The organism is Micromonospora sonneratiae (assembly GCF_042679305.1).
Lineage (GTDB): Bacteria > Actinomycetota > Actinomycetes > Mycobacteriales > Micromonosporaceae > Micromonospora_H > Micromonospora_H sonneratiae.
This window is the reverse complement of the sequence record NZ_JBHTMP010000080.1, coordinates 1-21,810: the sequence shown is the minus strand read 5'-3', so window position 1 is coordinate 21,810 and position 21,810 is coordinate 1. Positions and strand designations below refer to the sequence as shown.

19 protein-coding genes and 1 tRNA gene are annotated in these 21,810 nt (G+C 69.0%); 6 read left to right on the top strand and 14 right to left on the bottom strand.

Translation table 11 applies throughout. The features are described from left to right. Window positions 1-74: 74 nt before the first annotated feature. The 6 genes from topA to ACFQ4H_RS30785 all read right to left on the bottom strand — a co-directional run bounded on the left by topA (window position 75) and on the right by ACFQ4H_RS30785 (window position 7,939). Window positions 75-2,882: a type I DNA topoisomerase gene (gene topA, locus ACFQ4H_RS30810; RefSeq protein WP_377577905.1), complete on the bottom strand. Its 2,808-nt coding sequence runs from the start codon at window positions 2,880-2,882 to the stop codon at window positions 75-77. 393 nt (window positions 2,883-3,275) lie between these two features. Next, window positions 3,276-3,881, bottom strand: a complete 606-nt coding sequence (locus ACFQ4H_RS30805; protein ID WP_377577903.1) for a hypothetical protein — start codon at window positions 3,879-3,881, stop codon at window positions 3,276-3,278. Next, window positions 3,872-4,414, bottom strand: coding sequence for a hypothetical protein (locus ACFQ4H_RS30800; RefSeq protein ID WP_377577901.1), 543 nt, complete (start codon window positions 4,412-4,414; stop codon window positions 3,872-3,874). The genes ACFQ4H_RS30805 and ACFQ4H_RS30800 overlap by 10 nt, the downstream gene beginning before the upstream one ends. Window positions 4,415-4,509: 95 nt before the next feature. Beyond that, window positions 4,510-6,876, bottom strand: a complete 2,367-nt coding sequence (locus ACFQ4H_RS30795; protein ID WP_377577898.1) for a sodium-translocating pyrophosphatase — start codon at window positions 6,874-6,876, stop codon at window positions 4,510-4,512. Between the two features lie 272 nt (window positions 6,877-7,148). Then, a complete protein-coding gene (locus tag ACFQ4H_RS30790; RefSeq protein WP_377577896.1) occupies window positions 7,149-7,586 on the bottom strand; it encodes an ATP-binding protein in 438 nt (145 codons plus the stop codon). Then, window positions 7,583-7,939 carry an STAS domain-containing protein gene (locus tag ACFQ4H_RS30785; RefSeq protein ID WP_377577893.1) on the bottom strand — a complete coding sequence of 119 codons (357 nt, stop codon included), beginning with the start codon at window positions 7,937-7,939 and terminating at the stop codon, window positions 7,583-7,585. The genes ACFQ4H_RS30790 and ACFQ4H_RS30785 overlap by 4 nt, the downstream gene beginning before the upstream one ends. A gap of 140 nt (window positions 7,940-8,079) precedes the next feature. Between ACFQ4H_RS30785 and ACFQ4H_RS30780 the strand changes: the two genes are divergently transcribed. Next, the gene (locus tag ACFQ4H_RS30780) at window positions 8,080-10,590 is read left to right on the top strand and encodes a DEAD/DEAH box helicase (RefSeq protein ID WP_377577891.1); all 2,511 of its coding nucleotides are present in this window, start codon (window positions 8,080-8,082) and stop codon (window positions 10,588-10,590) included. A gap of 141 nt (window positions 10,591-10,731) precedes the next feature. Beyond that, window positions 10,732-11,199 carry a GNAT family N-acetyltransferase gene (locus ACFQ4H_RS30775; protein ID WP_377577889.1) on the top strand — a complete coding sequence of 156 codons (468 nt, stop codon included), beginning with the start codon at window positions 10,732-10,734 and terminating at the stop codon, window positions 11,197-11,199. A gap of 144 nt (window positions 11,200-11,343) precedes the next feature. Here ACFQ4H_RS30775 and ACFQ4H_RS30770 read toward each other — a convergent pair whose 3' ends face one another. From ACFQ4H_RS30770 to ssd, 7 genes are all read right to left on the bottom strand, one after another. Beyond that, window positions 11,344-11,691 carry an Rv3654c family TadE-like protein gene (locus tag ACFQ4H_RS30770; RefSeq protein WP_377577886.1) on the bottom strand — a complete coding sequence of 116 codons (348 nt, stop codon included), beginning with the start codon at window positions 11,689-11,691 and terminating at the stop codon, window positions 11,344-11,346. A gap of 17 nt (window positions 11,692-11,708) precedes the next feature. Beyond that, window positions 11,709-12,077 (bottom strand): TadE family type IV pilus minor pilin, encoded by a 369-nt coding sequence (locus tag ACFQ4H_RS30765; protein WP_377577883.1) that lies wholly within the window; start codon window positions 12,075-12,077, stop codon window positions 11,709-11,711. Next, a complete protein-coding gene (locus tag ACFQ4H_RS30760) occupies window positions 12,074-12,202 on the bottom strand; it encodes a DUF4244 domain-containing protein (RefSeq protein ID WP_377577918.1) in 129 nt (42 codons plus the stop codon). Before ACFQ4H_RS30760 ends, ACFQ4H_RS30765 begins: the two co-directional genes overlap by 4 nt. Before the next feature lie 63 nt (window positions 12,203-12,265). Then, on the bottom strand, window positions 12,266-12,997 hold the full coding sequence (locus ACFQ4H_RS30755; RefSeq protein ID WP_377577879.1) for a type II secretion system F family protein: 732 nt from the start codon (window positions 12,995-12,997) through the stop codon (window positions 12,266-12,268). Continuing rightward, window positions 12,982-14,004 (bottom strand): type II secretion system F family protein, encoded by a 1,023-nt coding sequence (locus ACFQ4H_RS30750; RefSeq protein ID WP_377577876.1) that lies wholly within the window; start codon window positions 14,002-14,004, stop codon window positions 12,982-12,984. The genes ACFQ4H_RS30755 and ACFQ4H_RS30750 overlap by 16 nt, the downstream gene beginning before the upstream one ends. Next, window positions 14,001-15,266: a TadA family conjugal transfer-associated ATPase gene (locus ACFQ4H_RS30745; protein ID WP_377577873.1), complete on the bottom strand. Its 1,266-nt coding sequence runs from the start codon at window positions 15,264-15,266 to the stop codon at window positions 14,001-14,003. The genes ACFQ4H_RS30750 and ACFQ4H_RS30745 overlap by 4 nt, the downstream gene beginning before the upstream one ends. Beyond that, on the bottom strand, window positions 15,263-16,375 hold the full coding sequence (gene ssd / locus ACFQ4H_RS30740; protein ID WP_377577871.1) for a septum site-determining protein Ssd: 1,113 nt from the start codon (window positions 16,373-16,375) through the stop codon (window positions 15,263-15,265). The genes ACFQ4H_RS30745 and ssd overlap by 4 nt, the downstream gene beginning before the upstream one ends. A 330-nt stretch (window positions 16,376-16,705) precedes the next feature. Here ssd and ACFQ4H_RS30735 point away from each other — a divergent pair, with 330 nt between their 5' ends. Beyond that, entirely contained in the window at window positions 16,706-17,749 is a 1,044-nt protein-coding gene (locus ACFQ4H_RS30735; RefSeq protein ID WP_377577868.1) for an alpha/beta hydrolase, read from the top strand. Window positions 17,750-18,163: 414 nt separating this feature from the next. Beyond that, window positions 18,164-18,613: an SRPBCC family protein gene (locus tag ACFQ4H_RS30730; protein ID WP_377577865.1), complete on the top strand. Its 450-nt coding sequence runs from the start codon at window positions 18,164-18,166 to the stop codon at window positions 18,611-18,613. A 1,619-nt stretch (window positions 18,614-20,232) separates the two neighbouring features. On the opposite strand, the gene ACFQ4H_RS30725 is transcribed toward ACFQ4H_RS30730, so the two are convergent. After that, window positions 20,233-20,357: transfer RNA gene (locus ACFQ4H_RS30725), tRNA-OTHER, on the bottom strand. A gap of 255 nt (window positions 20,358-20,612) precedes the next feature. Here ACFQ4H_RS30725 and ACFQ4H_RS30720 point away from each other — a divergent pair. Further along, on the top strand, window positions 20,613-20,951 hold the full coding sequence (locus tag ACFQ4H_RS30720; protein WP_377577862.1) for a hypothetical protein: 339 nt from the start codon (window positions 20,613-20,615) through the stop codon (window positions 20,949-20,951). Between the two features lie 266 nt (window positions 20,952-21,217). Next, on the top strand, window positions 21,218-21,607 hold the full coding sequence (locus ACFQ4H_RS30715; RefSeq protein WP_377577860.1) for an Imm32 family immunity protein: 390 nt from the start codon (window positions 21,218-21,220) through the stop codon (window positions 21,605-21,607). Window positions 21,608-21,810: the final 203 nt, after the last annotated feature.

Here is a 21,810-nt window from a genome sequence, read left to right as displayed (position 1 = left end):
GCCGGCGGGCGATGTCCTCCGGGGAGGCCCCGGGGACATCGCCCGCCGACCACACGTGCACGCGAGATGGTCGGCTACTCGGCCGCTGCCTTCTTCGGGGCGGTCTTCTTCGGAGCAGCTTTCTTGGCGGCCGTCGTGGTGGCCTTCGCGGTGCTCTTCTTGGCCGCCGTCGTCTTCTTGGCAGCGGTTGTCGTCTTCTTCGCCGCCGCCTTCTTGGCCGCCTTCTTCTTCGGAGCCGGTCCCTTGGCCCGCTTCTCCGCCAGCATCTCGGACGCCTCTTCCAGGCTCAACGCCTCGGGTGTCTGGCCGCGCCGCAGCGAGACGTTGGTTTCCCCGTCGGTGACGTACGGGCCGAACCGGCCGTCCTTGATCACCAGCGGCTTCTGCGTCAACGGGTCGTCGCCCATCTCCCGCAGTGGTGGAGCCGCCGCCCGCCGCTGCCGGGTCTTCGGGGCGGCCAGCAGGGCCAGTGCCTCGTCCAGCGTGATGGTGAACATCGTCTCTTCCGAGTCCAACGAGCGGAACTCGTCACCACGCTTGACGTACGGCCCGTACCGTCCGTTGTTGGCGAACACCTCGGCTCCGTCCGGCGCCACGCCCACCATGCGGGGCAGGCTGAGCAGGCGCAGTGCCTCATCCAGGGTCAACGAGTCCGGACTCTGCGAACGCAGTAGCGACGACTTCCGCTCGCCACTGGCCACGTACGGCCCGAACCGGCCGGACTTGAGCAGGATCGGCTCGCCGGTGGCCGGATCGTCGCCGAGCTTGCGCTCGCCCCCGCCGCCGAGGAACAGTTCGTGCACCTTCTCCAGGGTCAACTCGTCCGGTGCGACGCCCTCGGGAATCGGGGCCCGGTCCCCGGCAGCAGTGGCTTCCTCGCCCTCCGCCGGAGGGGTCGCCTCCTCGCCCGGTACCCGCCGTTCCAGGTACGGCCCGTAGCGGCCGACCCGGACCACGACATCGCGCCCCTCGTCGTCCCGGAAGAGCGGGATGGAGTTGACGCTGCGGGCGTCGATCTCGCTGAGGTTCTCGGTGACCAGCTTCTTCAGGCCGCCCGCCCGGGCGATCGAGTCGTCACCGTCGACCGGTCCACTGCCGAAGTAGAACGAGGTGAGGAAGTCCACCGCCGCGTGGTCACCACCGGCGATCTCGTCCAGCTCGTTCTCCATGGTGGCGGTGAAGTTGTAGTCGATCAGTCGGGGATAGTGCCGCTCCAGGAGCCCGACCACCGCGAACGCCAGGAACGACGGGATGAGCGCCTGGCCGCGCTTTGCGACGTACCCCCGGTCCTGGATGGTCTGCATGATCGAGGCGTACGTGGACGGGCGGCCGATGCCCAGTTCCTCCATGGACTTGACCAGCGACGCCTCCGTGTAGCGGGACGGCGGCTGGGTGTGGTGCCCCTGGGCGGTCAACTCGTCGGCGGTCAGCGGCTGGTCCCTGGTCAGGTTGGGCAGGCGACGCTCGGCGTCCTCGGCCTCGGCGGTCTCGTCGTCGGAGGACTCGACGTACGCCCGCAGGAAGCCCGGGTCGGTGATCGTCTTGCCGGTCGCCCCGAAGTCGACCTCCTCGTTGCCGGTGGAGGTCGCGCGGATGCGTACCGAGACGCTGGAACCGATCGCGTCGGTCATCTGCGAGGCGATGGTCCGCCGCCAGATCAGCTCGTAGAGCTTGAACTCCTCGCCGGAGAGCTCGTTGGCGACCTCCCCGGGGGTACGGAAGTTGTCCCCCGCCGGCCGGATCGCCTCGTGCGCCTCCTGCGCGTTCTTGACCTTGCCGGTGTAGCGGCGCGGCTCCGGCGGCACGCTGCGCTCGCCGTAGAGCTCGGCGATCTGTCGACGGGCCGCGGCGATCGCGGTCTCCGACAGGTTCACCGAGTCGGTACGCATGTAGGTGATGTAGCCGTTCTCGTACAGCCGCTGCGCCGTGCGCATCGTCTGCTGTGAGGAGAACCGCAGCTTGCGGGCCGCCTCCTGCTGGAGGGTGGAGGTGATGAACGGGGCGTAGGGACGCCGTCGGTAGGGCTTCTCCTCGACCCGGGTCACCTTGAACGGCCGTCCGTCGAGGCGAGCGGCCAGCCCCCGGGCACCTGCCTCGTCGAGGTGGCGTACGCCCGAGCCCGGCCTGATCCGCCCGGTGGTCGGCTCGAAGTCCTTACCGGTGGCGATCCGGTCCCCGTCCAGGCTGATCAGGGTCGCGTTGAAGGTACGCGGGCCTTCGCCGGCGTTCTGCACCGCCAGGGTCGCCAGAATGTCCCAGTATTCGGCGGAACGGAAGGCCATCCGCTGCCGTTCACGCTCGACCACGATCCGGGTGGCCACCGACTGGACCCGGCCTGCCGACAGCCCGCTGCGCACCTTCTTCCACAGCACCGGCGAGACCTCGTAGCCGTAGAGCCGGTCCAGGATGCGTCGGGCCTCCTGCGCGTCGACCAGGTCCCGGTCGATCTCGCGGGGGTTGGCCACCGCCGTCTGGATGGCCGACTTGGTGATCTCGTGGAAGACCATCCGCTTGACCGGCACCTTGGGCTTGAGCGTCTCGACCAGGTGCCAGGCGATCGCCTCGCCCTCGCGGTCCTCATCGGTGGCGAGGAAGACCTCGTCCACCTCCTTGACCAGCTTGGTCAGCTTCGCGATCTGCTGCTTGCGGTCCGGTGAGACGACGTAGAGCGCGGTGAAACCATGATCGACGTCGACCCCGAGCCGCGCCCACGGCTCCTTCTTGTACTTGGTGGGCACATCGTCGGCATTGCGCGGCAGGTCGCGCACATGGCCGAAGCTGGCCTCGACGACGTACCCCGGGCCGAGATAGCCCGAGATCGTCTTGGCCTTCGCCGGCGACTCGACGATGACCAGACGGGTGCTCTTGGCGTTACTCGGCACGTCTCTCCCCGACCTCACTCACAGTGTGCTGCCCGGACCGAACGTCATGCCCGGACAGTTTGTTCCTGTTGACCGTCCTGGTCACGCTCGCCGCCGTACCGCGCGCCGCCGCGCCGACGGTCGAACGTCCAACGTAACGCGCTCCCCGCCCCCTGGGTTGCGCGGGCCGCGAACCAGCCCGCTGAGCAGCGGTTACGTCGAGGTGCCACCGTCGTGCGGACGGTAACCCGGACGGCGACACGGTACACCCGTAGCCGGCCTCTACGTGGCCCATCGCCCCGTTGCGCCCGAGCCGAGCCGGCGAGCGTCCGCTGACCGGGCGGCTCGGAAACCACCTGTCGGACATCGGACTTGACAAATCTATATCGCTGAGCGTGATCGGGCCACTCCCGATCACGTCGGGGGTCCCGGCCATCGCTGTGGTGGCGCGGCGGGTGGTCGGTCACCCACCAGTTCGGCCAGGTGGGCGATCCGCCGCCGGCCGGTGATCCGGTACGCCGGACCGCCCGCCCCCGGGGCCAGCAGCGCTGCCGGTAGACCGATCGCGGCCAGGGCCGTACCGACCGGTTCCCAACAGTCCCCGTCGTCGGGGCCGAGCCGCAGCACGAACCCCAGCCGGTCAGCGTCACCGGCTGCGGCGCACCACAGCCGGAGCCGGTGACCGTCGAGGTGGAAGCCGGCGGGTGGGTGTTTCGCTTCGCCACGCAGCCACCGTGTGGCCAGCGGGGCGAGTGCGGTGGTGTACGACGTACGGACCCCGTGCTGCTCCTCGCCGACGCCCACCCAACTGGCGGTCAGGCCCCGCTGGGCCAGCTCGGCGACCAGTACGTGCACCCGCCAGGCGGAGTCCACCACGACGGATACCCGGGCCGTGCCACCCATCCGTACCACCTGGCCGGGCCCGGCCAACAGACCGGCCAGATCAGCGGGGCTCGGCCGGACGGCCTCCACCCCGAGCAACGAGAGCTGCTGGCCCCCATCGGGCCGGTTCAGCGACACTCCGGGACCTCGTCGAAGGCCTGCTCCAGCTCTGGTGAGTTGAGCTTGCTCGTGTCCACCGCGCTGGCACTGTATTCCTGGTTGAGCGTGTCGACCACGGCCTTGACCCCGTCGTAGAACGCGCCGGCCTCACCGGTGCTCAATGCCTCGATCGACCTCTTGGCCTTGGCGTAGGCGTCACGGACGGCGCTGAGCGAGGCGACGAAACTCCGGGAGACGACGGCACCCTGCTCCACGTCGGGCACCCCGGCGTCGGCCACCTTCTGCCGGGCGGTCTCGCTGGCCTCCTCCGCACCGCCCAGCAGCCGGACCAGGTTCTCCTTGGCCTGGGCCGGAGTGGTCTTGGCGGTCATCTGCTGCTGGGTGCTGCTGGTCAGGTCGCTGATCTCGGCCCGCCACGGGGCGAGCGCATCGCAGACCGACGCTGCCCAGACCCGTGCCGTGGGCCCACCACCACACGCCCCGACGAGCAGGACGAGTGTGGTCAGGACCACCGTGAGCCTTCCGGCGGCTGCGGCACGGGGGGTACACATGCGTTGCAGCGTACGGCTTCGACAGCCGACCTGGGGATACCGCGTGACCGGCCGGGGCCCCTCCCCGGGTGGGAGGTGCCCCGGCCGTACGTGGATCAGGCGGAGACCGTCTCCGGCCGCTGGTCCGAGCTGCCGCTACCGGAGTTGCCCGGCCCGGAGCCCGGAGCGGACATCGAAACCGGCTTACGCTTGCTGAAGAACACCGCCACCACGATGATCAGGGTCGCGACCACCGCGACGGTGACCCGCAGGGTGGTGTTCTTGTCGCTGCCGACGCTCCAGGCCACCACGGCCGGTGCGATCAGCAGTGAGACCAGGTTCATCACCTTGATCAGCGGGTTGATCGCCGGACCGGCGGTGTCCTTGAACGGGTCACCGACGGTGTCACCAATCACCGTGGCCGCATGTGCGTCGGAGCCCTTGCCGCCGTGCGCCCCGTCCTCGATCAGCTTCTTGGCGTTGTCCCAGGCACCGCCGGAGTTGGCCAGGAAGACCGCCATCAACGTGCCGGCCCCGATCGCACCGGCGAGGTACGACGCCAGGGCACCCGGCCCGAGGCCGAAGCCGACCGCGATCGGTGCCAGGATGGCCAGCAGGCCTGGGGTCATCAGCTCCCGCTGTGCGTCCCGGGTGCAGATGTCGACGACCTTGCCGTACTCGGGGCGCTGGGTCCGGTTCATGATGCCCGGCATCTCCCGGAACTGACGGCGTACCTCCATCACCACGGCCCCGGCCGACCGGGAGACCGCGTTGATGGCCAGACCGGAGAAGAGGAACACCACCGCCGCGCCGATGATCAGGCCGACCAGGTTGCGCGGGTTGGCGACGTTCAGGGCGTTGAGGATCTCCGAGGTGACGTCCGCCACCCCGGCGTCGCCGTACGCCGTACGCAGGGTGTCGGTGTACGAGCCGAACAGCGCGGTCGCGGCCAGTACCGCCGTGGCGATCGCGATGCCCTTGGTGATCGCCTTGGTGGTGTTGCCCACCGCGTCGAGTTCGGTGAGGGTACGGGCACCGTGCTCGTCGATGTCACCGGACATCTCGGCGATGCCCTGCGCGTTGTCGGAGATCGGGCCGAAGGTGTCCATCGCCACGATCACACCGACCGTGGTGAGCAGACCGGTGCCGGCCAGCGCCACGGCGAAGAGCGACAGCGTGATGGAGCTGCCACCGAGCAGGAACGCCCCGAACACGCCGGCACCGATCAGCAGCGCGGAGTAGACCGCCGACTCCAGACCGATGCTGATGCCGGAGAGGATGACGGTGGCCGGGCCGGTCAGCGAGGTCTTTCCGATGTCCTGCACCGGTCGCCGGTTGGTCTCGGTGAAGTAGCCGGTGAGGGCCTGGATGGCGGCGGCCAGCACGATGCCGATGAGGACGGCACCGATGGCCACCACCCGGGGGTTGCCGTCCACGTCGGCCACGCCACCACCGAAGTCGGCGAAGTCGGCCGGCAGGTATCTCCACGCGGCGATGGCCACCAGGATCGCGGAGAGCAGGGCGGACAGGTAGAACGCCCGGTTGATCGCGGTGAGTCCGGAGCGGTCCGAGGCCCGCAGCCGGGTGATGAAGACCCCGATGATCGCGATGATCACACCGATACCGGAGACGATCAGCGGGAAGACCAGGCCGTCCTCACCGAACGCGGCACGGCCGAGGATCAGTGCCGCGACCAGGGTGACGGCGTACGACTCGAACAGGTCGGCGGCCATGCCGGCGCAGTCACCGACGTTGTCGCCCACGTTGTCGGCGATGGTCGCCGCGTTGCGCGGGTCGTCCTCCGGGATGTGCTGCTCGACCTTGCCGACCAGGTCGGCGCCGACGTCGGCGGCCTTGGTGAAGATGCCACCGCCGACCCGCATGAACATCGCCAGCAGGGCGGCGCCGAAGCCGAAGCCCTCCAGCACGGTCGGCGCGTCGCCCTTGAAGAGCACGACGACCAGCGCCGCGCCGAAGAGGCCGAGGCCGACGGTGAGGAAGCCGACCACACCACCGGTACGGAAGGCGATCTGCATGGCGGCCTCGCGACCGCCCTGCGCCTGCCGGGCGGCAGCGGCGACCCGCAGGTTGGCCCGGGTGGCCAGGGCCATGCCGGCACCGCCGATGAAGGCGCTGAAGACCGCGCCGACGACGAAGAACGCCGAACGGCCGACCTTCACCAGGGTCTCGTTGCCGTCCGTCTCGTGGACCGGCAGTACGAAGAGCAGCACCACGGCGATCACGACGAATATGCCGAGGGTTCTGAACTGACGCAGCAGGTAGGCCGAGGCGCCCTCCTGGACCGCCCCGGAGATCTCCTGCATATTTGTGGTGCCCTTACCGGTTGCCAGCACCGCCCTGGTCAGGGCGGCGGCAAAGCCGAGTGCGACCAGCGCGATGACCGCAGCGATGATCACGTACGACAGGTTCGCACCGGTAAGGGACAACCCGCCGCCGCCAGCGGCGGCCAAGGTCCCGGACATCTATGTCCTCCTGTACCGAACACTCGCGCCGCCGACGGACGAACCGGCCCGGGGCGGCTCACGCGGATTCGCAAGTGTCTTTGCGCGCCGACCCATGCCCGCGGACCAGCGATGATCACCTGGTCGCGCTGTTGCGCGACCAGGACACTTGCTGATAACCCCGGGTACTCTAGCCGCCCACGGTGTCAAAGGTCACACGCCGAACGGGTCGTGTCGCGGTGATCTTCGTCGTTGTGTTAGCCCAACGAAGTGATGTATAAGCGCCGATATCGTCAGCGGCCGATCGGCCAGACCATCCGCACCTCGGTGCCGATGCCCTCGTCCACCGGGCGCACCTGAAGGTCCTCGACCAGACCCGCCAACAGGGCGAAGCCGACGCCGACGGTGAGCGCCTCGTCGGTCAGGGACTCGTCGGCCAACTCGTCCGGGGGAAGTGCGGCCAGACCGAGCCCGGCCTCGATGGGCGCCCGGTCGATCACCCGTACGGCGTATGCCCCCAGATCGGACATCTCCACCTGTACCAGATCGGGCACGGCGTACTGGACGTGCAACGCAACCGCCCGGGTGCAGGCCTCGCCGATGGCCAGCCGTACCTCGTCGAGCAGTTCCTCGGCGACGCCGGCCCGACGGGCGACAGCGACACCGACCAGCCGGGCGGTACGCACATGGACCGGCGCGGGCGAGAAGGACAGGCGGACCGTCGACATCACGCGTCGGAGCCGGCCGGCCCCGGACCGGTCGCCGAATCGACTGTGGGAAATATCGGGAACACCTGGTCGAGCGCGGTGATCCGGAAGATCTTGAGCAGTGGTTCCTTGTCGCAGACCAGACCGAAGGTGCCACCGGCCGCGCGTAGCCGCTTCAACGCCCCCACCAGCACACCCAGTCCGGTCGAGTCGAGGAAGTCGACCCGCCCCAGGTCCACGACCACCTTGCGGGCCCCGCCCTCGACCAGTTCGACGAGTCGTTCCCGTAGCCGCGGGGCGGTGTAGACGTCCACCTCGCCGCCGACCTCAAGCACCGTGTGATCGTCGACGGTGCGGGTCGCCAGCGACAGCTCCATCAGTTCCCTCCTCTGCCCACCAGGACACCCCTGGGCATCTAACCACCGGTCGTGCAACGACGCATCGAGGTACGCCCGTACCAGCCGTTACCCACGCCCCGGCTTTTCCAATGCACCCCGACAGTGCGAGAGTGCAGGGCGTGACCTCCGCAGCCACAGTATCGGCAGGCTCCGGGGCCGACTGGTCGGGTCCGGCCGGCAATCCGACACCGGCCGATTTGCTATACCGGCTGCGGGCCCGGAGCCTGACCGCCGGTGACCCGGTCACCCATGTCGAACGCATCGCCGCCAGCGCCGGCACGACCGCCCCATGGCCGGACTGGGTGCCCGAGCAGTTGCGGGCCGCGTTCGCCAGTCGCGGAGTGATCACCCCCTGGCGGCACCAGGCCGAGGCGGCCACGCTCGCACACGACGGGCAGCACGTCATCGTCGCCACCGGCACCGGTTCCGGCAAGTCGCTGGCGTACCAGTTGCCCGCTCTGACCCGGCTGCTGGCTGACCAGCGGGCCACGGCGCTGTACCTCGCGCCAACCAAGGCGCTGGCCGCGGACCAGTTCCGCGCCGTCTCCGAGCTGGACCTCGACGGGGTACGACCAGCCTGCTACGACGGGGACACCCCGCGCGCCGAACGGGAGTGGATCCGGCGGCACTCCCGGTTCGTGCTGACCAACCCCGACATGCTGCACCACGGGCTGCTGCCCGGCCACGCCAACTGGTCGACCTTCCTCCGCCGGCTGGCGATCGTGATCGTGGACGAGTGCCACACCTACCGTGGCGTCTTCGGCTCACACGTCGCCCACGTGCTGCGCCGGCTACGCCGGCAGGCCGCCCGGTACGGGCAGTCCCCGGTCTTCGTACTCGCCTCGGCGACATCGGGCGACCCGGCGGTAGCGGCCGAACGACTCACCGGCCTTCCTGTGACAGCAATCACACAGGATCACTCTCCCCGGGGTGGGCTGACCTTCGCCCTGTGGGAGCCGCCGCTGCTACCCCCGGCGTCCCCGGCTCACCCGATGCACCCCGCAGCGTCCCCGGCGCTCCCCAAGCACCCGGTGCGCCCCTCAGCGTCTCCGGTGCTCCCCACGCACCCGCCGGAGCAGACCGCTCCCGGCCAGGCACCCGGCGAGAGCCTGTTCGACGGTGGCGCACCGGTACGTCGCTCAGCGATACGGGAGACCGCCGACCTGCTCGGCGACGCCGTCGCCGCCGGGGTACGGACCCTGGCGTTCGTCAGGTCCCGACGCGGCGCCGAGGTGGTCGCCACCACCACCCGACGGGCGCTGGACGAGGCGGTGCCCGGTCTCGGCGACCGGGTCGCCGCATATCGGGCCGGCTATCTCCGGGAGGAACGGCGGGCGTTGGAGCGGGCACTCCTCTCCGGGGAACTGCTCGGGCTCGCCTCGACCAACGCGTTGGAGTTGGGCGTCGACCTGGTCGGACTGGACGCCGTACTGATCTGTGGCTATCCGGGCACCCGGGCGTCGCTGTGGCAGCAGGCCGGGCGGGCGGGACGCTCCGGACAGGAGTCGTTGGCGGTGCTGGTGGCCCGGGACGACCCGCTGGACACCTATCTGGTGCACCACCCGGAGGCACTGTTCGGCCAGCCGGTCGAGGCGACGGTGCTGGACCCGGCCAACCCGTACGTCCTCGGTCCGCAGTTGTGCTGCGCTGCCGCTGAGGCGCCGCTGACCGAGGCGGACCTCGACCTGTTCGGCGCGGGGGCGGCGGAGGCGGTCGAGGCACTGGTGGCCGCAGGGGCGCTACGTCGCCGCCCGACCGGCTGGTACTGGCGGCACGCCGGCCGACCCGAAGTCGACCTGCGGGGCACCGGTGGTACGCCGATCTGCGTGGTCGAATCGGCCACCGGCCGCCTGCTCGGCACGGTCGACCCGGCGTCGTCGCACTTCCTGGTCCACCCCGGCGCGGTGCACCTGCATCAGGGCGTGTCGTACGTCGTCGACGAACTGGACCTGGCCGACGGATGCGCCCTGGTGCATGCGGAGGAGCCCGACTGGTCCACCCATGCCCGGGACGTCACCTCCGTGTCGGTGGTGTCGGTCCGGTCCCGGCTCGACGCCGGCCCGGTCAGTCTCTTCCTCGGCGAGGTCGACGTGACCAGCCAGGTGGTGTCGTACCAGCGGCGGCGGATCGCCACCGGCGAGGTTCTGGACACCCGACCGCTCGACCTGCCTACCCGTGAACTCCGTACCGTCGCGGTCTGGTTCACGCTCTCCGAGTCGGCGTTGGTGGAGGCCGGTGTCGAAACCGCCGACGTTCCCGGCGCACTGCACGCCGCCGAGCACGCGGCGATCGGGCTGCTGCCGTTGGTCGCGACCTGCGACCGCTGGGACATCGGCGGTCTGTCCACCGCGTCGCATCCGGACACCGGGAGCCCCACGGTCTTCGTGTACGACGGCCACCCGGGCGGCGCGGGGTTCGCCGAGCGGGCGTACCAGGCTGCGGAGTCGTGGCTGCGGGCGACCCGGGACGTGATCGCCGAGTGTGGTTGCGAGGCGGGGTGCCCGTCCTGCGTCCAGTCACCGAAGTGCGGCAACGGCAACAATCCGCTGGCGAAGGCCGAGGCGGTGCAGGTGCTCGACGTGGTCCTGGCCAACCTGCCCGGGGATGAGCCCGATGAAGAGGCTGGCTGACGCCGACATCGACTGGTGGACGGTCCCGCACGATCGGTAATCGCGTCCCAGCAACAGGAACCGCGGCCCCGTCAAGATCTTTAAGACGGTACGCTCCAGCCGGGCATAAGCTCTCTCAGAACCGCAAGGAGGGTGAGCGTTGTGGTGTTGCGAGAGGTCGAGCAGGATGACCTGCAGGTGTTCTTCCAGCACCAACTCGACTCCACGGCCAACCGGATGGCCGCCTTCACCGCCGAGGACCCTGCGGATCTGGCCACCTTCCTCGCCCGATGGAGCCGGTTCCTGACGGACGAAACAATCGTCAAGCGGACGATCATCATCGACTCCCATGTGGTCGGGCACATCATGAGCTTCGTCCAGGATGGCGATACCGAGGTCACCTACTGGATCGACCGGGCGTACTGGGGCCGGGGCATCGCCTCCCAGGCACTGGCGGAGTTCCTGACGCAGGTCACGACGCGTCCTGTGCACGCCCGGGTGGCAAAGGACAACATCGGCTCCCAGAAGGTCCTCCAGCGCTGTGGGTTCGTCATCGTCGGCGAGGACAGTGGCTTCGCTCATGGGCGGGGCGAAGTCGTCGAAGAGTTCGTACTGCAGCTGACCGCATAGCGGCCCCGTCCCGGGTGTGGTGGCTGCTCCTGCCGGCCTGGCGACTGAGACCTCGGACATGGCGGCTTCTCCTGCCGGCCTGGCGGCGGGGGTACCTCGGTCTGTCTCAGGGAGACTTCGGGTCGATGGCCTGGGCAAGGAGCCTCAACCACGGATCGGCCCGGCTCGGGCGGTTGCCGTGGCCACTCGTGTCAGACCAGGCATCGGTTCGACCGCCACCTGAACGGTGATCTCCACATCGATTCCGTCCACCGTGCACGAGGTGAGCCTGCCACCGTTGGCCGAGGCGATGACCGAGGCGCGGGCACAGGCCACGGCTGGGCCTTCCAGGGCACGGGCCGCCCCGGCGAGTGCCCCGAAGTCGGCCGCGACCCGGGCCTGGTGCCGGGCAACCCGGGCGGCCCCGACCGCCGATCCGGCGATACCGGCCGCCACCAGCACCAACCCGATCACCAACAGCCACAACGAGGCACTACCCCGTTCTCGACTCACTCTGCTGCCGGGTGCGGTCACGGGGCTGCCTCCGGTGCTCCGGGCTCGACGGCCGCCACCGCCGTGCCGGTGACGGTGATTCCGGGTAGTCGGGCACCGAACGCGCGGACGGGCGCCCGTACCGTCACTGTCACGTCGTCACCGGTCACCGCGACCGACACGGACGCCCCGGGCGGTGCGACACGCTGCCCCGCCGCCACTCCGGGCTCCCCACGGGAGGCTGCCAACGCCGCCTCTCGTGCCGCGTCCACACACTGGGCCTTGGTGGTCACCGCAGTGACCGAGGTGAGCCCCGCCAGCAACAGCAGCATCAGCGCCGGCAGGCCGGCCGCCAGTTCGGCGGTGTACGAACCCCGGTCGCGGCCGGCCAACCGGCGCCGGATCACTTGAGCGCCCGGTTGATGACGGCCATCAACGCTGCCTGCACGCTGCCCGACGTCAGGACCTTCAACAGGATGCCGGCGAAGGCCACGGCGGCAAGCGTGCCGACGGCGTACTCTGCGGTGTTCATTCCAGCGTCGCCCCGTAGTCGGGCGAAGAGCTTGCGCACGACGATGTTCCTTTCTCGATGGGTTCACAGCACGTCGCCGAGCACGGCGACGATCACCGGCACCAGGCCGGCGAGAATGAAGGCGGGCAGAAAGCAGAGGCCCAGTGGCAGCACGATGAGTACGCCGGCCCGACGGGCGCTCGCCTCCGCTGCGGTGGCCCGATCAGCACGCAGTTCGTCGGCCAGCCGGCTCAGCGCCCCGGAGAGCGCGGCACCGCTCGACGCGGACCGAATGGCCGCCGCCGCCAGCCGTTCGGCGCCTGACACCGATGCCAGGTAGGCCCATGCCTCTTCCGGACCACCGCCGAGCAGCAGCGTCCGGCCGACCAGATCCAGCCGCTCACCGAGCGGGCCGCCGAGCGCCTCGGCCACGGCGACGACCGCCCGGTCGACGGGTGCTCCGGCCCGTAGAACCGCTGCCAGCAGGTCGGCCGCCAGTGGCAGATCATTGACCGCCCGTAATCGCCGGGCACGCGCCGATGCAGGCTCGAACCGGCGCAGCAGACGGTCCACGACGACCGCTACCAGCGTGCCGGCCAGCACGCCCGACCAGCCACCGAGTACGACCGCTGCGGACAGCCCGCCCAACGCGGCACCGAGGCGGATCAGGTCCGGTCGCCGCTGGGGCCGTCGGTTCTGTTCGATGCTGATCCTGTTGAGCCGACGGCGAACCGTACGGCCCGTGGGGGTGGCCGCGACAGCCACGGTGAGTGCCACCCCGGCCAGGCAACCGGCCACCGTCAGCTGGGCGGACATGGGAGCGCTCGGGTCGACACCGGACCGCCGGAGGTATGCGTTGTGCGGTCGGAGAAGTGTTCGTCGCCGTCTCCGGAGATGCGCGTCGCACTGCTACTGAGCCGGTCAGCCCACGCCAGACCAGCGAACTGTAGGCCCATGGCACCCACCGCACACCCCGCGCCGACCGGCGTACGGAGCAGCACGTCGAGTGGGTCCACGCCGATCGCGTAGCCCAGGGCGATCCCGCCGAGTGGCAGCCCCGCCAGCAGCCAGGCAGTGGCCCGCGCGCCGGCAGCCTGTGCCGCAGCGGCGGCCAGACCACGTCGGGTCGCCCGGACGTCGGCTTCTATCCGCTCGACCAGGTCGGCCAGCGGCGCACCGGTCTGCTCGGCCAGGCGAGCAGCAGCCCTGGTCAGGTGAGAGATCCGGTCGTTGCCTCCGGGCCGGGTGGAGCCAGCGTCCGGCCCTTCCGTCGCGACTGCCGACATGGCTACCGAGATCGGCAGTCCGGCCCGTAGGTCGGCGGCGAGGCCACAGAGTCGGTCAAGTTGCTGACGTCGTGCACCTTCCGCTGCTCGTGCCGCCGACCGGCGAAGCGCCAGGCGCGCCGCGAGGCCGGCATAGGCGGCAGCGACCACTGCCGCGACCGGTCCACCCGCCCACGCCCCTGCCACAGAAGCGGCGACGGCTGCCAGCATGGTCACCCGTCGTGGTGCTGCGCTGATCCGGACCTGCAATGCCCGCCACTGCTGCCGCCCGATCGGTAGTCCACGATCACGCTCTCGTTCGCCGCTGGTCCACCATGTGTCGGTGGCTGCGCGGGTCGGCTCAACCGCCCAGGTCAACCCGGTCGTCCTGGCTGGTCTGGCTGGCCCGGCTGGTCCCGTTGAGCGATCCTGCTGGTCCGATCGGTCCCGTCGTTGGAGGACTGCCCGCTGCCGCAGGCGCGAACCGTACGCCGGCCAGGCGGAGAGCAGCGCCGCACCGAGCAGGCAGGTCACGACCAGCCACCACTGCGTAGTCACTGCGGTCGCCCTGCGCTGGTCGGAGCCGACGGTCGTCCCGTACCGGTCAGAACCGACGGTCGTCCCGCGCCGGTCAGGGCCGGTGGCTGTCCCGTACCGGTCAGGAGCGCTGGCACCGGCACCGACCGGGCGGCGATCAGCCGGGCGAGCGCGGCGGCAGCCGGCCCCGGACCACCGTCGCGTTCCCAGGCAGGTACGACAGTCACCAGCCGTTCCTGACCGGTGGGCAACAGCAGGCAGACCGCCTCCAGCACCCTCCCCTGGCTCGATCGGCGTACCTGAAGGAGCACCTGAAGGGCGGCGGCGACCTGGGCATGCAGGGCGGCCCGGGGCAACCCGCCGAGCAGTCCGAGTGCCTCCAACCGAGCCGGTACGTCTGCCGGCGCATTGGCATGCAACGTGCCGGCCCCACCGTCGTGTCCGGTGTTCAGGGCGCACAACAGGTCGACGACCTCCGCCCCTCGGCACTCCCCCACCACCAGTCGGTCCGGACGCATCCTCAGTGCCTGACGGACCAGGTCGCTCATTCCGACCGAGCCGGCTCCTTCCACGTTGGAGGTACGGGACTGGAGCCCGACGACGTGCGGGTGGACCGGCCGTAACTCGGCGGCGTCCTCGACCAGAACGATCCGCTCGGTCGGCGGTACGAGTCCGAGCAACGTGTTCAACAGGGTGGTCTTGCCGGAGCCCGTACCACCGGTGACCAGGTAGGCCAGTCGGGCGGCCACCACGGCGGCCAGTAGCTCCGCCGCTGGACCGGGCACCGTCCCCTGCTGGACCAGTTCGTCGAGGGTGAACGGCCGCTGCCGGAAGGTCCGCAACGACAGGTAGGGGCCGCTGGTAGCGACCGGTGGCAGTACGGCATGCAGCCGGGTGCCGTCCGGAAGCTGCGCGTCGACGTACGGCGATCCGTCGTCAAGCCGACGGCCACACGACGCGGCCATTCGCTGTGCGAGTCGGCGTACCTCGTCGAGGTTGCCGAGCGGGACGGCCACCTGCCTGAGTCCGCTTCCCCGGTCGACCCAGACGCGCACCCCGTTGACGAGTACGTCGGTGACGTTCGGGTCGGCCAGCAGCGGGGCCAGTGGACCGGCGCCGACGAGGTCGTCATGCACCCGATCGGCCATTCGCAGAACGGTCGTGTCGCCAAGGACGGCAGCACCGGGGTCGGCGCGTACGGCGGACACGACGGCGGCCGGTGTGACCGCCATGCCCTCGGCGGCGAACCGCTGCCGCACCCGGGTGGCGAGTTCCTGCCTCATGCCGCTCCCGTCCCCGCCATCGGGACACCGGAAATGTCCGCGATGATTCGCTGACACAGCACGGCCAGCGGGCCTCGGCCGGAGGACGCCGGTGCTTCACCACGTTCCAGGCCGCGACTCAGGCCCGGTTCGGGGCGGAGGGTTCCGGCCAGCGGCAGGTTGAGTGCCTTGGCCACTTCGCGGGCCTTCAACCGTCCGGGTGCCGGGCCACGGACGATCACCGACAGCTGTGTGCAGTGCGGGCTGGCAGCGGCGACGACCCGGGCTGCGGCGGCGGTCGCCCGCAGCTCGGCAGGTACCACGACAAGCCCCTGGTCAGCTGCCTGTAGTGCGATCACCGCTGGATCGTCGAGTTGCCGGGGCAGGTCCACCACGACGATGTCCCGGCCGCGTCGACCGGCGTCCATGGTGGCCGCCATCGCCTCGGCGGGCAGGGGCAGCAGTGTGCCCCGGTCCCAGGAGAGCATCACCAGGTCCCCGCTGCTCGGCAGGGCGCGGACCAGCGCCGGAGCGTCCATCCGCCCGTCAGCGCCGGTGAGGGCGGGCCATCGTAGGCCCGACATCTGCTCCCAGCCGAGGATCAGGTCGAGTCCCCCACCGAGTGGGTCGCCGTCCACCAGGAGCGTGCGCAGGCCGGCTCGGGCGGCGGTGACCGCAAGCCCGCCAGCCAGCACGCTGGCCCCAGCGCCGCCCCGGCCGCCGATCACCGCAACGACATGTCCCGTACCTTGACCGGGGTTGCCGCCGACGGCGCTGTCGGCGAAGCGGTCCACCAACCAGGGTTGAGCAGCCGGCAGCATCGCGACGTGTTCGGCACCCAGCAACTCCGCCAGGTCCCAGCCCGGGTCGCCCTGGCCGGACCGTCCGACCATCACCACCCGGGGTCGGCGGGGTAGTCGGGCCCGCAAACAGGCCTGTGCCTGGTCGGTCCCAACCATCACCAGCGGCGCGGCAGCCCATCGGGATCGGGCGGCCGGCGGGTCGGGTGCCACCTCGACCTCGGCCCCGCCCGCCGCAGCCAGCCGCAGCAGGTCGTCGAGCAGTTCAGCGTCCGAGGTCAGGACCAGCGGCAGGCGGGGTGCGGCTGATACGGAGGTACGGGATGGCATCACGGCCTCCAACGGGCGGATCGTGTGGCTTCATCACCGCCACACCGTGCCCGCCAAGGGCCTGATCCAGCAGAGCACTCGGCGCAGCCTGTGGATAACCGACCCGGCTGTGGACAACCGCCGGTCAGACAGTTGGATCTGCTATCAGAGCTACCTGGACAAGGACGCTGACGGACATTTAGCCAGTGCTCACTCGGCGATAAGCCATGGATATCGGGGTATCCACGCAAGTCCAGATCGACAGCAGTTCAGCCGAAAGCCAGTCACCGAACATTCGCCGCCAGACAGAGCGTCGTCACCAGGGCGTCGCGATTGGGAGGAGGAGTCGTCATGGCGCAAGCCACCTCGACCGTGGTACTGGAGCCGGCCGCGCATGAGGTCGTCCAGATGACGTCCCAGCCGCCGTTCCTGTTCCAACTCGGGCCAGAACGCGGCCGGGCGAAACTGGACGAGTTGCAGTCACGGCAGGTCCCCATGCCCGACGTGGACATAGACGAAATGATGGTGATTCCCGGAGGTCCCAGCCCAGAGGTAAAAATCCGGATCATTCGGCCGAAGGGACACATGGGTGGCGCACCGAGCGGACTACGCAACCGGGTCCGGGCGGTGGCACAGGACATGATGCGGCCCGATGGCTCCCGCCACCCGCAGCCGGTCATCCTCTTCGTACACGGGGCAGGATGGGTGTTCGGTGATGCGATCACCCATGACCGACTGGTTCGGGAACTCGCCGTACAGGCCGACGCCACCGTGGTCTTCCCCGAGTACAGCCGGGCACCGGAGGCGCAGTTCCCGATCGCTCTGGAGGAGTGCTACGCGGTCGCGCAGTGGATCGTCGACTACGGCACTGAGCATGGCCTCGACGCCTCTCGGATGGCGATCGCCGGAGATTCCGTCGGCGGCAACATGGCCACGGTGCTCACCATGATGGCAAAGCAACGTGGGGGCCCACAGTTCCTGCAACAGGTGCTCTTCTACCCGGTCACCGACGCCAACTTCGACACCGCCTCCTACCGGGAGTTCGCCGAGGGCTACTACCTGGGTCGTGAGGGCATGATGTGGTTCTGGGACCAGTACCTGCCCGACACGAGCCGCCGTTCCGACCCGATGGCATCGCCGCTACGGGCCAGCATGGACCAGCTCAAGGGCCTGCCGCCCGCCCTGATCATCACCGACGAGGCGGACGTACTGCGGGACGAGGGCGAGGCGTACGCGGCCAAACTACGTCAGGCCGGCGTGCCGGTCACCGAGGTCCGCTACCAGGGCATGATCCACGATTTCGTGATGCTCAACGCCCTGGCACACAGCGCGCCGGCCCGCGCCGCCACCAGCCAGGCCGCCATGACACTGCACGGCGCGCTGAACCAACCCTGATCGCCTCCAGTCGACGTCGTCCCGGCCCGGTCAGCCTCGTCGAGGTTGACCGGGCTTACCGGCTCAGTCTGCGGTGGCTGCCCCGTGCCGAGACCGCTGCCCGCACCGTCGACCCGGGCACGGTGGTGGTAACCGCAAATCTCGCGGAACCCATCCGCCCGCACAGTCGGAGGGCCGGGAGGTTGTCCCGCTTCGCCTGCAGATACATGCGATCGGTGGCCTGAGTACGGGCCCAGCACGGGCGGTAGTTGCAGGACGTCCACACGGCCTCCCACCCCTCCCAACCGGGCAACCGGGCGAACGGGCACTCAACGTTCGGGCCGATAGCGCAGCAGCCCTCGGACCGAAGCGACCCTCGTTTGCCTCCGCCAGGGCAGGGAAGCCGTACGGCACGGCCGGAGGCAAGGAGACATGATGATCGAGGTCTGCCGAACCATCCGTACCCCACCCGAGCGGATCTTCGCTGTGCTTGCCGATGGTTGGAGTTACGCCAGCTGGGTCGTCGGCGCCGCCCACATACGGGCCGTCGACGAAGGCTGGCCCACCGTGGGTACCCGAGTCCACCACCGGGTGGGCCCATGGCCGCTGCAGATCGAGGACCAGACAGTGGTACGCGAGATGGAGCCGAACCGGCTGCTCGAACTCGACGCGCACGCCGGGCGACTCGGCGTCGCTCGTATCCGCCTGACTTTGGAGCCGGTCTCGGACAACATGACCAGGGTACGGATGGGCTGGATGGCGGCCGCAGGGGTCGCCCGCTTCTTCCCGGAGGCCGTACTGTCGCCGATGCTGCGCCCACGCAACTCGGAAACACTGCACCGCGTGGATGACCTCGCCATACACCGACAACTCCGCGCAGCGTAGGTGAGGCAGCCGTACCCGATCACCGCTCAGCGTCCGACAGGAATTGCCCCTCTACGGTGGCGTGCCACCTGGGCGGGACGGAGCCGGAAAGGTAAACGTTGATCTTTGCCGATCGGGACGGTGCCCACAACGACGATAGAACTTCGACGGCGGCTGTGTCTCCGGTCACTTGCGTGGGCCGGGCTGCTGGGCCGAGTTCGCGACAGCGACTGACCACCTGACCGGAGGAGGGGGTTGAGCAGGGCGAGAAGGCCCCCGAAGAAGGAGACGACCCCCGTCGGGGGGAAAGTGACGTGACGTAGCAGCGAGTGTGATCAACTGTCGTACCGCGTGGTCAGACGCATCGGTCCTGCCGTCAAGCATGATCGAAGTCAGCCACGCGGTACGGCCTTCGCTGACGATCCGCTGACTTTCGGGACTGTGATCCGCTGCCGCCGCAGCAGCCAACGCGGCTTCAGTCCCCCGTGCCTGTCGATGTGCTCACACAGCTCAAGCGGACGATACGCGCCAGGAACACCGCGCCCTACGGCCACCCAGAACGCCTTGGCGTCGCCCAGGTGTCCGCTGCCGGTGTACCAAGTCAACCCTGAGTTCTCCTCACGCAGCGCCCAAAGAGCCGTCGAGGCAAGGCCGTGCCGCTGGTACTCCTCAGCGGTATACGGCTTGTCCACCCAGGCGGTCTTGCAATACGGGCAAACGATGTACTCAACCGCAAAGGCGAACTGTCCTCCAAGGTTCGCCTGCCGACATCGCCATCCAAAGTATCGACCAGAAGCGGTGTCCTGCCAGGGCGTGTCAAGGGTTGGAAGCTGACCAACCACATACCTTGGACGCTTGTCAATCCGACCACGTGTCACGTGGTACAAAGCCTCTCGCAACGGGATCCGACCAGACCAACGCCCCACGTTTGTACACGCCTGCTCACGCAGACGCCGAATGACACGCTCGACGTCCCCTGCCACGGGCTCAACATTAGCGGCAGTACCGCGCGCTACAGGGATCGACAAGCAGCAAACGGTTTAGGAGGGCGACAGCGGCAGCGTGACCACTGCGCTCGTGACCTGGTCGGGCGGGCTACTCCTCCAACCCACCTGTCAAGATCATTGCACGTACTCTGCGCAAGGCGTCACGGTCGCCGGACCGGTGGCTGTGCGTGGCAAGACATGATCTGTGCGCGCCTCTTGCAGCGGGAGCCGATACGCAGCCGTTCGAAATGGCGCTATTCGCGCTGCTCGTCATCATCCTCGGCTTCATCTTCGTGGGCCAGGGTTACGTGACCGGTGGCGCAGAACCCGTAGCAGAGCACCTCTCCTTCATATATACCTGGGCTCCCGGAGGATGGTGGCCTCGCCATCCAACGGCAACGCTGCGCCTCGGCTGGGCAACGACTGCAGTCGGTATGGCTCTGCTACTCGTCGCGGTCTACCGGCAACTGTCGGCATAGCCGGCGCTTGAAGCCCAGTCGCCAGCTTGAAAGATCGTTTGTGACTGCCACCGCTCTGTCCGTTGTGCCTGGTCGGCGGCGGTATGACAGTGACCGCTCTTGCCCACTGGTGACCGTTTACGGCACGGTCTTCTGACACATGGCTGGCACGGTTTCAGTGGTGCGGCCCTGATCGCGGACCGGAGGGGATTTGAACCCCCGGTGGGGCATGGCACGCCAGCGGCCCCACGCGCCTTCGAGCCGCCGCGCGTGCACAGATCGGCTCTGAGCGCTGCAATAACCCGGCTCTGCCACCGGTCCAGGAGCCATTCTCCCGGAGGGCAACCCGTTAGAGTATTGGCTATTGCCATGTGGCATGCCCGGCTCTGTGGTGATGCGGAGACCCGGTGCCTACGGCTTCCCGTTTCGGTCCAGCCGGGCTACCGTGCACCTGGACCACGTACTCCGGTGGCAAGTCGCGAAGCGGCGCGGCAGCGATCGCCCCGACCTCGACGGCGGCCGACCACCCTCGCGATCGTCACGGTGCTACGGCTGGAAGCCGTACGATCCCGGGGCGTGGACCGAGAACATCTGATGCGCCTTCTGAATGGCCCGCAGGAGGCGTACAGCGCCTGCCGTGCGTCATTGCAAAGCGGCGCGACATTCGAGGTCTGGGACAAGCTTGCACTGGCGAGTGATCTCGCCAGCATCTACCGGTGCCGCGAAGAGACGGTTCGGCTTGCTGGGTTCCCCACCGATAGTTACCGGGTGGCGGTCGACGCGCTGGCTGCGCTGGGAGACCAGCAACTGCGCCTCGGAGTCGTAAGACCTGTCGGCATGTTCAGCCGTTTCGTGCTCTTTCTGGCGGCCGATGCTTCGGCCATCGTCGCCTGTATCGGCCGTGACCGAAGCTAGCAAGCTGGCAGCACCAGGTAGCTGCCGGCCGATGCCGGCCGGAGGCCGCCAGCAGGCCGAGCGTGGGCGGGCCGGCGCCGCGCTTGCGCGGCGCCTTGATCCTAAAGAGAGTGTTTCGGCAGTCAGAACGCCACGTCATGTGTCCTGTCACGGGACATGCTTGACACTCGCGTCCAACCACATGCTTGACATGATCCTCAAGACACTCGCGGAGGCTTTTCACGGTGGGCGACGCAAGAGGCCGCGCAGTGAGGAACAAAGCGCCCATGGATGATCACCGACGCTGCCGTCTCTCCGTCAGCGACGATGAGCTGGAGCTTGCCGGGCCGCCAGCTGCATTCCGCGCCCTCAGCCGGCTGCTACGCCAACATGCTGAGCCCTTCGAGGTGGCGGTCACCGACGGGGCCGTCAGCCAAGAGGCGACGGCAGGCCCGCTGCTTGTCAGTCTGCAAGGCGGGACCACGCTGCATTTCTCCGGCGGGCATGAGTGTCTCGACATCATCTGGGACGCACTCGATGGCGTGGCCGAGCAAACCGAGACCGCCGATGACCGGACAGTCCGCCGGCATCAGCACATCGAGTACTTTCCTGGTGACGACTACCGGTCGCCGGGCTCAATTCCATTGGTCATCGTGGCTGACTGGCCAGAAGCGTAGGTGCACGACTGCGGCGCGGTGGCGCTGACTGTAACCCGGGCAACTGAGCAACCAAGACCGACTGTCGCGCATGTGCTGGGACGGATCTGTCAAGCATGTGGTGGGACTAGTACGGCAGCCGCCGTTTGAGATCTTGCTGGTGGAGCGGGGTGGACGCGAGGCGGCCACCGCGTGATCGTCTGTACGTTGTGGACATAACTTCA

What these genes read in the sequence shown, in the direction of transcription:
- ACFQ4H_RS30800 (WP_377577901.1), bottom strand. Translation starts at nt 4,414, where the DNA reads ATGTGTACCCCCCGTGCCGCAGCCGCCGGAAGGCTCACGGTGGTCCTG.
- ACFQ4H_RS30795 (WP_377577898.1), bottom strand. Translation starts at nt 6,876, where the DNA reads ATGTCCGGGACCTTGGCCGCCGCTGGCGGCGGCGGGTTGTCCCTTACC.
- ACFQ4H_RS30785 (WP_377577893.1), bottom strand. Translation starts at nt 7,939, where the DNA reads ATGGAGCTGTCGCTGGCGACCCGCACCGTCGACGATCACACGGTGCTT.
- ACFQ4H_RS30760 (WP_377577918.1), bottom strand. Translation starts at nt 12,202, where the DNA reads ATGAACACCGCAGAGTACGCCGTCGGCACGCTTGCCGCCGTGGCCTTC.
- ACFQ4H_RS30755 (WP_377577879.1), bottom strand. Translation starts at nt 12,997, where the DNA reads ATGTCCGCCCAGCTGACGGTGGCCGGTTGCCTGGCCGGGGTGGCACTC.
- ACFQ4H_RS30745 (WP_377577873.1), bottom strand. Translation starts at nt 15,266, where the DNA reads ATGAGGCAGGAACTCGCCACCCGGGTGCGGCAGCGGTTCGCCGCCGAG.
- ssd (WP_377577871.1), bottom strand. Translation starts at nt 16,375, where the DNA reads ATGCCATCCCGTACCTCCGTATCAGCCGCACCCCGCCTGCCGCTGGTC.
- ACFQ4H_RS30735 (WP_377577868.1), top strand. Translation starts at nt 16,706, where the DNA reads ATGGCGCAAGCCACCTCGACCGTGGTACTGGAGCCGGCCGCGCATGAG.
- ACFQ4H_RS30730 (WP_377577865.1), top strand. Translation starts at nt 18,164, where the DNA reads ATGATCGAGGTCTGCCGAACCATCCGTACCCCACCCGAGCGGATCTTC.
- ACFQ4H_RS30715 (WP_377577860.1), top strand. Translation starts at nt 21,218, where the DNA reads ATGGATGATCACCGACGCTGCCGTCTCTCCGTCAGCGACGATGAGCTG.